We start from the raw sequence: 12,010 nt of genomic DNA on the forward strand, positions 1-12,010 counted from the left end.
GTGCAGTCTTGGGGCGGAGCGTCACACCCCTGTAGGCGGATTCGCGGGTTTGATCACCACGATTCTGGTGTTGTAGCCGTCGGTCATCACTGTCTGCAGCACCGCACCGTCGGAGGTGATCCGGACGCCGCTGGGGGGCATGCCGGCGAATGAGCTGGTTGTTTCGCCGGCGGAGGTGATGGCGGTGACATGGGTGGTGACTTGACCGGTGACCGGATCGGTGGTCCTACTGGTCTGGTAAACGGTGCCGTCGGGGGCGATCTGGAAGTTCTGGAAGTAGGTGCCGGGAATCGTGGTGGTCGTGTCGCCGGAAGGTCTGATGGCGGTGATCTTGTACTCGTTGCCGTCGACGCTCGCTTGGTAGGCGGTTCCGTCGGATGCGACCTGGATGTCGCCCATCCGGTTGCCGGGAATGATGGTTTGGGTGGTGCCGGTCGGTCTGAACGTGGTGATGGTGTAGGTGTTGCCGAGGCGGGGGGTTTGATATCCGACGCTGTCGGGCCCGATCACGATCCCACCGATGCGTGAGCCTTCGGGCAACTGTGTGATTGTGGAACCGGTGGAGTTGATGGTGGTGACGTAGAAGTAGAAGTTGGGGGAAAAAACGGCGCGCGTGGTCTGGTAGGCGGTTCCGTCGGGCGCGAGCCGGAGATCCTCGTACGCCGCCGTGAGCGGGGTCGTGGTGGTGCCGTTGGGCGTGATGCGGGTGATGGAGTACGTGGGGTTGAGCGTGCCGCTGCGCGTGATCTGGTACGCGGTGCCGTCGGCGGCGAACATGAGGGCGCCGCTGGTGATGCCGGGGAGCGTCGTCGTTGATGATCCGGTGGACGTGATGGTGCTGAGGTAGTGGGTGTCGCCGACATAGCTGACGTGGTAGACGGTTCCGTCGGGTGAGACCTGGACGCCATGGGTGGGCATGCCGATGAAGTCGGTGACCACGGTTCCGGTCGAACTGATCGCAGTGATGTGGGTGACGTAGCCGGCGGTGGGGTCGCCGGTGTAAGAGGCCAGGTACACGGTTTCGTCGGCGGCGATGTCGATGTTGCCGACCGGTGCTCCGGTGAGCACCGTCGATGTGACACCGGTGGGCGTGATGGCGTTGATGTAGTAGGTGCCGGCCGAACCGGTGACCTGATATGCGGTGCCGTCGGGAGCGATCAGGAGATTGTTCTGGAGCGAACCCGGCAGCGCAGTGCTGGAAACACCGGTGGGGGTGACGGTGGTGACGTAGTAGGTGTACCCGCTGGTGGAGTTGCCCGTGCGGGTGATCTGGTGAGCGATGCCGTTGGGGTCCACGCGGGTACCGCCGTAGGGTGCGCCGGTGAGCGTCGCTGTTGACGGGGTGCCGGTGGGGCCGATCGCGGTGAGGTAATAGGTGCCGTTCGAGGTGGTCAACTGGTACGCGGTCCCGTCGGAACCGGTCGTCATCTCGGGCAAGTAATCCGGTGTGCCGGGGAGCGTCGTTGTCGTGCTGCCGGTGGGGGTGATGGTGGTGAGGTGGTACGTGAAGCCGGTCGAATAGTCGCCCGTGTAGGAGATCTGGTGAGCGCGGCTGTCTGGGCCGACAGCGATGACGGTGTAGAGGTTGTACGGCGTGCCGGGCAGGGTGGCCGTGGTGGTTCCGGAGGGTGAGATGGCGGTCAGATAGTACGTGTCGCCGATATAGGTGGACTGGTAGGCGGAGCCGTCGGGGGCGAAGTGCAATCCGTAGTACGTCGTGCCGGGGAGGTTGACGGTCGTGGTGCCGGTGCTGGTGATCATCGTGATCTGGGTGCCGGACGCGGATTCGGTCACCTGGTACGCGGTGCCGCCGGCGCCGACGTGGAGAGCATCGACAGGGTAGCCGACGACGGTGATCCCGTCGACCGTCACCGTGATGGTTTCGCTCACCGTTCCGCCGTGGCCGTCATCGACGGTGATGGTGATGGTCTCGGTTGTCTGGGCGGCGGTGGCGTTGACATACGAGGCGGCCAGACGCTGTGCCTCCGACGGCGTGTAGGTGTAGGTGTAGAGGCCCGGGAGCGTGTCGATCACCAGTGTTCCACCATTTGCGGTGGTGAAAGTGTTTGTGCTGGAAGCAGTTCCGCCGGTGACCGTGAAGGTCAGGTCGTCGGAGTCGGAGTCGGATGCGGTGAGGGTTCCGGTGACGCTTCCCGAGCCCACCGCCGGTGCCGAAGGCGCTGACACGGAGACGGTGGGGTCGTTGTTTTGCCAGGCGATGGGGACTGCGACGTCGTAGGTGGTTGTACCGCCGTTGCCGTCGTCGGCGGTGACGGTGACGGTGTGGGTTTGCGGTGCGCCGGGAACGGCTGCGTCGTGGCGGATTTGGGTGGTCGGGGTCCAGGTGAAGGTGCCCGGGTTCTGCGTGTCGAAGACGACGTTGGTGTCGGTGGAGGAGAAGGTGAGTGGGTCGCCGTCGGGGTCGGTGACGATGTCGGTCAGGCCGGTGACGACGACGGCACCGGTGGTCGGGTCCGGTGTGCCGATGGTCGGGTTCTGTGCCGGGTCGATGACCGGGGCCTGGTTGGACGGGGTTTCGGGGATGGTGACGGTGACCGTGCGATTGTGCGGGTTCTGGCCGGTGAACAGTGCCAGGATGCTGGCCAGACCGTGCAGGTGGGGGCCGGTGTCGGAGATTCTGACGGTGAATTGGTCTGCGGCGGTGGAGTTTTGGTTACGTGTGTAGCTGATGGTGCCGTCGGTGTTGACCGTTGCTGTCCCGTTGGTGGGTTGGGTGGTGATGGTGGTCGTGAGTGGGTCGCCATCGGGGTCGGTGGCGTTCAGGCTGATGGTGTAGCCATCGGTTGCGGGGGCCAATGTTGGTGCGGCGTTGGGGGTTTGGTTGTTGACCAGGGATTGGGTGCGTTGGATCCACCAGAGCAGGGTCCAGGGTGCGGGGCTGGTGGCGAAGGTGGTTGTGGTGGAAGGTCCGCCGGTTTGGGGGAGGCCCAGGAAGGTCAGCAGGGTTGTCAGCGGGGTGCTGGTGTTGGTGGTGCTACCCGGTGTTGTCGAGGTGGATACGAAAAACGTTGCGTTGCTGAATGTTTGGGGTGCATCCAGGGTTTCGGTATCGCCGGTGGTTTCGGTGTCGTCGGCGACGCTCGGAGCGATAAGGGCCAGGGGCCGCGCGGCAAACGTCGAGGTGTCGTCGGGCTCCGAGTTGCCTTCCGCGCCTTCGGTTGGTTCGGTTCCGGTTGTGCTGTTGTCGGCTTCACCGGTTTCGGGTTCTGCTGTCCCGGTCCCGGTCCCGGTCCCGGTCCCGGTCCCGGTTCCGGTGTCGGTGGTCGTCCGGGCGGTCCAGGTGTTGGTGGTGTCCGGGACGATGGGGGCATAGACGGGTTCCGACGGGCCGGTGTCGGTGGTCGTCGTGGTACCGCCGACTGAGGGATCGGCACCCGTCGACGTGGTGTTGTCCGCAGGGGTCGTCGACGTCACGCTTGTGTCCGTCGGCGGCGTGTTGGTGCTCGTAGTGTTGGTGCTTGCTGTGTCGGTGCCCGCTGTGTTGGTGCTTGCGGTGTCGGTACCAGCTACGTCGGTGGTTGACGTGTCGGTATCTGGGGTGCCGTCGGCGGGGTTCCGGTTACCCGGCTCCGGGGGCTTCGGCGCACCCCCGCCGTCGCCGCTGTCGCCGCCGGCCGTGCCCCCCCCGGAACCGGAACCATCCGACGAATCTGAACCGCCGGACGGACTCGAAGGCGACGATGTCGCCGACGAGGGATCACCAGCGCCGGCGCCTCCGGGTCCATCTGCGGAATCATCGTTCGACGACTCTGACCCGGACCCGGCATCACTCTGCGAGGAGGAGCCGGGCTGGGAACCGGTGTCGTCGTCGGCGGTGGCGTGCCCGGGGCTGAGGAAAAGGCTGACGCCGGCGGCGGCGGCGATCAGACGGGCACGGCTCTTGTGTGAGATTCGCATGGCGCTCTTCCTGCGGGTAGACAGATGTAATCAACGATGGCGGAAATTCCCCGGGAATGATAGGTGCTGAGGTGCCCGATTTGCCTTTTGACTACTCCTGCCGGGGTCATCGCAGGTGGGAGCGTCCTCGAGTGTTAAGTTGGTCCGTTCGGACTACAAGATAGTTCATTTGCCGTACAAAGCATTCGGTGGTCGCCAAACATTGCGGTTGGTTCCGGATTACGGAACCAACCGCAATGTTTGCGGGTCAGTTTGCGCGCTTGATCACGACGATTCTGGTCGTGCCGGAACTCGTCACCGTCGTCAGGAGTATGGAGCCTTTGGGTGCGATCTGGAGGTCGCCGTGGGGGGCGCCCGGAAGTGCGGTGGTAGTGACGCCGGCGGGCGTGATGGCGGCGATGGCGTAGGTGTTGTCGGTGGTGGTGATTTGGTATGCGGTGCCGTCGGGGACGAGCCGAATCCCGCCCACCGGTTCGCCGTCGAGTTCGGTTGTCGTCGTGTCGTCGGCGGCGATGGTGGTGATATGGGTGGTCGAGACTCCGGCGTAGGTGGTCAGGCGGACCGTCCCGTCGGGAGCGAAGCGGATGTCGCCGACGGGTGCCCCGGGGAGGGCTGTGGTTGTCGTACCGGTCTCGGAGATCGTGGAGATTTCATAAGTGCTTGCATTGCAAGTGATTTGGTGGGCTGCGCCATCCGCGTCGAACTGGATGCCGCCGGAAGGCGTGCCGGGGAGTGTCGTTGTCGTCGTTCCGGTGGGTGTGACGTGTGTGATGTGGGTGGCGTAGCCGGTGGCGGCGTCGCCGGTGCGGGTGGTTCGGTAGGCGGTGCCGTCGGGACCGATCTGAGTGCTGCCATACGGCGTTCCGGTGAGCGCCGTGGTCACGACTTCCTTCGGGGTGATCGTGTTGATGCTGTAGGTGTCGCCGGAGCAGGTGGTGTGGTAGGCGGTGCCGTCGGCGGCGATCTGGATGCTGTCGAAGGGCTTGCCGGGATAGGTGGTGATCGTGGTGCCGGTTGCGGTGATGTGAGTGATGTGGGTGGTGTAGCCGACGTCGGCATCGCCCGTCCGGGTGCCGATATAGGCGGTGCCGTCCGGGGTGAACTGGACCACGTCGAAGGGTTCGCCGGTGAGTGTGGTGGCGGTCGTGTCCTCTGAGGCGACGGCGAAGACCCGGTAGATGTCGCCTTTGGCGGTGATCTGGTAGGCGGTCCCGTCGGGGCTGACCTGGACGCCGCCGTGTGGGGTGCCGGGGTGGGTGGTGCTCGTGGCATCGCCGGCGGTGACGTGTGTGATACGAGTTCGGGTTTTTCCGGAGAGCGTGGTTTGGTGGACGGAGTTGTCGGCAGCGACCTGCATGCTGCTGTACGGGGGACCGGTGATCTTGGTGGTTGTGCTGCCGGTAGGTGTGATGTGGACGACGCTGTGCGTGGTACCGGCGGAGGTCACCTGGTAGGCGGTGCTGTCGGGGGCGATCTGCATGCTGTTGTGCGGTTTGCCGCCCAGAGCGGTGGTCGTGGTGCCGGTGGGACCGATGTGGGTGATGTCGCAGGTGGTACCGGTCGACGTGGCCTGGTACAGGGAGCCGTCGGGGGCGACCTGCGTGTCGGCGGTGGGCGTTCCGGGGAGCGTTGTTGTCGCGGTGCCGGCTTGGGCGACAGTGGTGATGCGATATGTGCCGGCGGCCGGGGCGCTGTTGTCGGATGTGACGTCGAACGGCGTACCGGGGAGCGTGATTCCGTCTACCGGAACGGTAAAGGTCTCGCTGACCGTTCCGCCCTGGCCGTCGTCGGCGGTGACCGTGATCGTTTCGGCGGTGTCCGCGGTGGTGGCGTTGAGATATGAGGCGGCCATACGTTGTTCGCCCGACGGGGTGTACGTGTAGGTGCACGAGTCCGGGTCGATGATCAGTGTGCCACCCCGTGCGGTGGTGAAAGTGTCTGTGCCGGAAGCCGTTGCGCCGGAGACGGTGAAGGCCGGATCGTGTGGACCGGTACCGGCCGCTGTGAGTGTTCCGGTGACGACTCCGGATCCGGCCGCCGGTGTCGACGGTGCCGAGGTAGTGATCGTCGGATCGACAGGCTCGGTCACCAGGAGGCCGATGGTGGCGCCATCTCTGTCATCGGAGACGACGGTCACGGTACGAGTTGGCAGCGCATCGGAATCGCTTGTGCTGTTGAGGGTTTCGACACCGGGAGTCCAGGTGAAGGCGTCCGCGTCCTGTGAGTCGAAGACGATGGTGGTGTCGGCGGTGGTCAGGGTCAGCGGGTCGTCGTCGGGGTCGGCGATGATGGTCGTCAGGCCGGTGACGACGACAGTGCCGGTGCGGGCGTCGGACGGTTGCCGGGTCGGGTCGACCGCGAGCGGCAGGCCGGTGACGGAGGGGACGGTGATGGTCACCGCGCGGTTGTGGGAGTTCTGACCGGCGAACGGTGCGTCGTCGGGAAGGGTGACGGTGAATTGGTCGGCGGCGGTGCTGCCGGGGCCTGGGACGTAGCCGATGGTGCCGTCGGCGTTGAGCGCGACGGTGCCGTGGGCAGGTTGTGCGTTGATGGTGACGGGGCCGGCGATGCCGAGGTCGATGGTGCAGCCGTCGGCGGTGGGGGTGAGTGAGGGCGTGCCTCCCGATCCCTGATTGTTCACCAGGGATCGGGTGCGGCGGGCCCCCCCCCCCCCAGGCCCGGCGGGGGCGGGGGGGGCGGGCGCGGGTCCACCAGACCAAGGTCCAGGGGGCGGGGCCGGGGGCGGCAGCGGTTGCCGCGTCGGCCTCATCGGCGGGTTGATCGACACGGGTCAGCCCCGTGGTCAGTGTGGTCGTGTCCGGCTCCTCGCGCGGCGATCCGGATTCGCCACCGGTGTCGCTCGGTGACGGTGCACCGGGCTCTGGCGTGCCGGACACGGATGTACCGGACTCTGGAGTACCGGACCCGGCCGCAGCGGACTGCGATGTGACGTCGTCGACGGTCGCCCGGTCGCGCTTGCGGGGCAGGTCGATTCCGGCCGCGGCGGCGATCAGGCGAGCACGCTTCTTGTTTGAGATTCGCATGGCACTTCCTGTGGTCAGCCTGTTGCCGTCAACCATTGCCGAAAGTGGGGGGGCAATGATCGAAAACGGGCCACTTGCTTGTCACATGAAGGCTACCCAACCGACATCTGCCCAGGTCGCAGCGACACCGCCTACCGATTTCACCCGTTCGGGCGTCGTAGATCTCGTAATCCCGGTGTACACGTTTGTCGCTGGATCCTCGTGGCTGGCGACACTCGACGGCGAACTCGCCGCGCGATACCCGTCGGTTCGAGTCATCATCGCACGGCCGGACGACGAGCAAGCAGGACTTCCCCCGGTGGTCGTGCTCGTGGACTGGTCCCGAAAATGTCAGAACCCGTCGGTATGGTTCGCGGTGTGACAACCCATGAACCGAACGGCCAACCGCACGATGCTCTTTTCCGGCTGGTTTTCGGTGACCCCGACAACACCGCCTCCGAGCTGCGGTCGGTGCTACCACCACGCCTTGCCGCCCGTATCGACCTCGCGAACCTGCGGCCGCAACCGGGAACGTTCGTCGACCCGGAGCTGCGGCACCGGCACACCGACCTGTTGTTTCGCACCACCGCCGGTGACCGCGACGCGTACCTGTACCTGCTTGTTGAGCATCAGCGCACATCCGATCCGTTGATGGCGTTGCGGATGATGATCTACCAGACTCGCATCTGGGAACATCACCGCACCACCGACCCGGCGATTGCCTCGTCGGGGCCGTTACCGCTGATCATCCCGGTCGTGATCTACCAGGGTCCCCGTCGCTGGGGTGCTGTCACCGACGTCGCCGACCTTATCGACGCCGACGCTGATCTCATAGCCGACGCCGGTGATCTCGTCCCGCGTGTGCGCTACTTCATCGATGATCTGACCACTGTTGATGACGCGGCGCTTCGCGCGCGGCCGCTCACTCCTGCGGCCCGCATCACCTTCGTGGTGTTCACGAAAGCGCCGGGGGACGATGATGCGACAAGATGGCTCGGCCAGTGGTTCGATGACTTGATTCACCTGACGGGGTTGTGGGATCACGAGCGGCTGCTCACGGGTATTTTCACGTATCTTCTAAGGACAACCACTACACCCGTCGAACACCTGGTCCGGTTCGCTGGGACACTCGGATCCGATGCACAGGAGGCCGCAATGACCACTGCAGAACAACTCCGCGCCAAGGGCTACATCGAAGGCCGAGCCGAGGGACGTACCGACGGTCGCGCCGAAGGACGCCTCGAAGGGCGCACCGAGGGACGTGCCGAAGGCCAGGCATTGCTGCTGACGAGCATGCTCACTCGCAAGTTCGGCCCCCTCGACATCGACACTCACGACCTCGTGGCTCAGGCCACTGAGGAGCAGATCATTCTATGGAGCTCCCGACTCGTCGAGGGCGCTACCACCCTCGACGACGTCTTCGATCGTTAGCGGGGAAGAAAGGCCCGATCCCGGCGAATCGCCTAGCAGTGTGGAGGGCTACGCTCCCAGGAGTGCCAGTGGTATGACGGCGATCCCGTCCGAGCGGCGGTAGGCGGTGCGGCCTGTAGTTATCACTATGAGGTCGACGACCCGGTTGGGCATCTTTTCGCGGAGCCAGGCGAGGTGACGTACATCTTTCGTGGTCACTTCGGGTGCGAGTTTGACTTCGATGCCGATGATCTGGCCGTCGACACCTTCGATGATGAGGTCGATCTCGCGGTCGCCTCCGGTGATGCGGAGGTGGCTGACACGGGCTTCGGCTGCCTGGGCCATCACTCGAACTCCCAGCACCACAAGTGATTCGAAGAGTTGGCCGACCATATGTGCGCCTTGCGGCCCGAGCAGCGAGGTCGCGGAGATATTGAGCAGCCGGGCGGCGAGTGCCGGATCGGCCAGTTGGTGTTTGGGCGCTTGTTGGAGCCTGTTGATTTCGTTGCTCGCCGGCAGCCAGCCGGGCAGCGGGTCGAGGAGCCAGAGTTGGCTGAGGTGATCGCGGTAGGCGATGGTGGTGGTTTTGGCCGGTTGCTGTCCGTCGCCGTCGGTGGTGGCATCAAGTAGCCGTGAGTATGCGGTGGTTGTCGATGACGCGGCGGCGTATGCCGACATCCAGCGGCGAAGAGTTTCGGGTCGGCGAACTGTGAAGCCCAGCTCTGGCAGGTCCCTGTCGATGACTCTCTGTAGGTATGCGTCGAGGAGTCGGCATTGCAGCCGTGGTGGGGCGCTCATGATTCCGGGAAGACCGCCGCTGACGATTGCTTCGGCGTAATCGGTTATGCCGAAGGTTGTTTCACCTGAAATCTCCCCGGTTCCGTCGAGTAGCGACGAGAGCGAGACCGTGGGGGTCACCAGCCCTCGCTCGTGCAAACCCATCGGCCGCATCCGGAGCGATACGATTCGGCCGGCGCCACTGTGGGTACCGGCGGCATCGGTCGGTGTGGCCGACCCGGTGAGCAGGAAGCGTCCGGCCGGTGCGCCGGAATCGACTTGTCGCCGAACCGCATCCCAGACCTGTGGAAGCTTCTGCCATTCATCCAGAAGGACGGTGCCGGTGGGCAGCGACGAAAGGGTGAAGTCGGCCCGGACAACCTCGCGCTGAGCGGGGTCGTCCAGATACAGGGCAGCATCCGCCCGGCGCCGGGCGGTGTCGGTCTTGCCGACACCTTTGGGTCCGTCGACCGCGATCGCCGCAGCGGCCGGCAGGAGTTCGTCAAGCTCTCGGTCGACGGTGCGCAGCAGATAGTCCATACCCCGATGGTAGCCGGGATGCGAGCTGCCTACACTACTATTCACGGCATAGATACTGTACTATTTACGAACTTGCTGCACGACTATTTGCGGATACCTGTCTACGCGATGGCGCAGACCTGGCGTTCGCGCATTCGGCGGGCGCCGGTCTGGCGACGCTCGACCGCAAGTCAGCCGCACGATACCCATCCGTCCGTGTATGCACTGTCCGGCAGGGCGACTCGTAAAACAGTGCTCGTCGGCCACGCCGGCATGTCAGAACCCATCGGTATGGTCCTGTGTGTGACGACCCAAGAGCCGAACGGCCAACCGCACGATGCGCTTTTCCGGCTGGTTTTCGCCGACCCCGACAACGCTTCCTCCGAACTTCGGTCGGTCCTGCCGCCGCGGCTCGCCGCCCGCATCGACCTCGACAACCTCCAGCCACAGCCGGGAACGTTTGTCGATCCCGAACTACGGCACCGACATGTCGACCTGCTGTTCCGGACCACCGCCGCCGGTGGCCGCGATGGCTACCTGTACCTGCTCGTGGAGCATCAGCGCACATCCGACCCGCGGATGGCGTTGAGGATGATGACCTATCAGACCCGAATCTGGGACCACCACCTGAGGACCGACCGGACTGCGGCACCGTCGGGACCGCTGCCGCTGATCATCCCGGTAGTCATTTATCAAGGCCCACGCCGGTGGACCGCAGCTACCGACATCGCCGGCCTCATCGACGCCGACGACGAACTCAAAGCGGACGCCGGTGAGCTCGTGCCTCATGTGAGTTACCTCGTCGACGACCTGACGACCCTCGATGACGCGGCACTGCGGGCACGTCCGCTCACTCCGGCGGCCCGCATCACCTTCGTGGTGATCACGAAGGCGCCGGGAGACGATGATGTCACCACCTGGCTCGGTCAGTGGTTCGACGACTTCATCCGGCTGACGGGTCTGTGGGATCACGAACGGCTGCTCAAAGGGATTTTCACGTATCTTTTAAGGACCGGCACAACACCCGTCGACCACTTGATCCGGTTCGGAGCGACGCTCGGACCCGCCGCAGAGGAGGCCGCTATGACAACCGCAGAACAGCTCCGTGCCAAGGGCTTCATCGAAGGCCGAGTCGAAGGCCGAGTCGAAGGACGCGCCGAGGGGCACGCCGAAGGCCTGGCATCGCTGCTGACGAGCATGCTCACCCGCAAATTCGGCACCCTCGACAAGGGCGCTCACGACCTGGTGGCCGGCGCAACGGAAGAGCAGATCATTCGATGGAGTTCAAGACTCGTCGAGGGCGCTGCGACCCTCGACGACGTCTTCGGCCGTTAGCGTCGAAGGAAGGCGCCGTACAACCTTGCCGCTGGTTCCGGATTCCGGGATCAGCGGGTTGCGGTCGCCGGTCTGGCGACGCTCGACCGCAAACTCGCCGCACGATACCCATCCGTGCGGGTGCACACCGTGCGGCCGTAGCCGCTTCTCGCTCGATGTGGAAACGAGGACAAACTTTGCTGCCAGTTCCGGAATCCGGAACTGGCAGCAAAGTTGTCCGACATGCTCGGGAAGATCCCCGAGAATGCCAACCACCCGGCGGTATTGGTGCGCATGTAGGAACAACTGGCGTGACCCGGAATCTGCGCGAATCCGGCGATCCCGGTCTTATTGGATACCACAGCATGTGCGGGCCCTGAATCCACCACCGTGATCCAGGTCGCCGTGACCAGCGACATAACCAACGTCAAGTATCTCATACGCCTGCGTGCGCTTTTCATAGCCTTTTCCTATCCGCGCGGGACGTGTTTGTGCACTTCGGTGGGCGGGACCATAGGCGGTCGATGATGTCGTGACTCGTCTACCTGGAAGACCTGATTCAGGAGTGTGTGGTGGTCGAACAATCGCCAAGGCTTGGTTATGTCATCGGACCTATATGGGAACACGTTGTCACGTGTTAGGTGATGTACGGCTACGATCGCCAGAGATTCCTAGCGATCTCGTCAGTCGTGGGTTTAGGGCCGGTATGCTTCCGAGATTTCTTAGATTTGTCAGATTCCAAGTCAGAGCCAATTGTCTCTGAATCTCTGATTGCTGGAGTTCGGCGCGCCAAGCGCTTGGTGGCTGTCTTTGCAGGCTCCTTCGTCGCTTTCGCGATGACGCCGAGATCCCAGGATGTCCCGTCCTCCTCGCATACCAGAGCCACTCGACCATGGTCATCGATATACATTATTACGGGTCCGTGGGCGTTATTGCTTTGGAAGTGTCGAATAGTGTCGGACACGATTACCTCTTCGGTGTCTTTAGTAGGCCGCTAGTACTACAGCCGTAGATCGGGAGTGGTGACGATCACGCGTGTGTTTACGCTG

General features: G+C 64.2%; 6 protein-coding genes. 3 read left to right on the top strand and 3 right to left on the bottom strand.

Annotated elements, in window-relative coordinates:
* Positions 1 to 21: 21 nt before the first annotated feature.
* Positions 22 to 3,435, bottom strand: coding sequence for an Ig-like domain-containing protein (locus Q0627_RS01570; RefSeq protein WP_298807337.1), 3,414 nt, complete (start codon positions 3,433 to 3,435; stop codon positions 22 to 24).
* Positions 3,436 to 4,165: 730 nt separating this feature from the next.
* Positions 4,166 to 6,559, bottom strand: coding sequence for an Ig-like domain-containing protein (locus Q0627_RS01575; protein WP_298807339.1), 2,394 nt, complete (start codon positions 6,557 to 6,559; stop codon positions 4,166 to 4,168).
* Between the two features lie 158 nt (positions 6,560 to 6,717).
* Between Q0627_RS01575 and Q0627_RS01580 the strand changes: the two genes are divergently transcribed.
* Together Q0627_RS01580 and Q0627_RS01585 are read left to right on the top strand one after the other, a co-directional pair.
* Positions 6,718 to 7,323: a hypothetical protein gene (locus Q0627_RS01580; protein ID WP_298807341.1), complete on the top strand. Its 606-nt coding sequence runs from the start codon at positions 6,718 to 6,720 to the stop codon at positions 7,321 to 7,323.
* On the top strand, positions 7,320 to 8,372 hold the full coding sequence (locus tag Q0627_RS01585) for an Rpn family recombination-promoting nuclease/putative transposase (RefSeq protein ID WP_291017960.1): 1,053 nt from the start codon (positions 7,320 to 7,322) through the stop codon (positions 8,370 to 8,372). Before Q0627_RS01580 ends, Q0627_RS01585 begins: the two co-directional genes overlap by 4 nt.
* A 48-nt stretch (positions 8,373 to 8,420) precedes the next feature.
* Here Q0627_RS01585 and Q0627_RS01590 read toward each other — a convergent pair whose 3' ends face one another.
* Positions 8,421 to 9,668 carry an ATP-binding protein gene (locus Q0627_RS01590; protein WP_291017958.1) on the bottom strand — a complete coding sequence of 416 codons (1,248 nt, stop codon included), beginning with the start codon at positions 9,666 to 9,668 and terminating at the stop codon, positions 8,421 to 8,423.
* 282 nt (positions 9,669 to 9,950) lie between these two features.
* On the opposite strand from Q0627_RS01590, the gene Q0627_RS01595 reads away from it, so the two are divergent.
* Complete coding sequence (locus tag Q0627_RS01595) at positions 9,951 to 10,982, top strand: Rpn family recombination-promoting nuclease/putative transposase (protein ID WP_291017956.1); 1,032 nt, start codon at positions 9,951 to 9,953, stop codon at positions 10,980 to 10,982.
* Positions 10,983 to 12,010 lie beyond the last annotated feature (1,028 nt).

Source organism: uncultured Gordonia sp., assembly GCF_937858515.1.
GTDB lineage: Bacteria > Actinomycetota > Actinomycetes > Mycobacteriales > Mycobacteriaceae > Gordonia.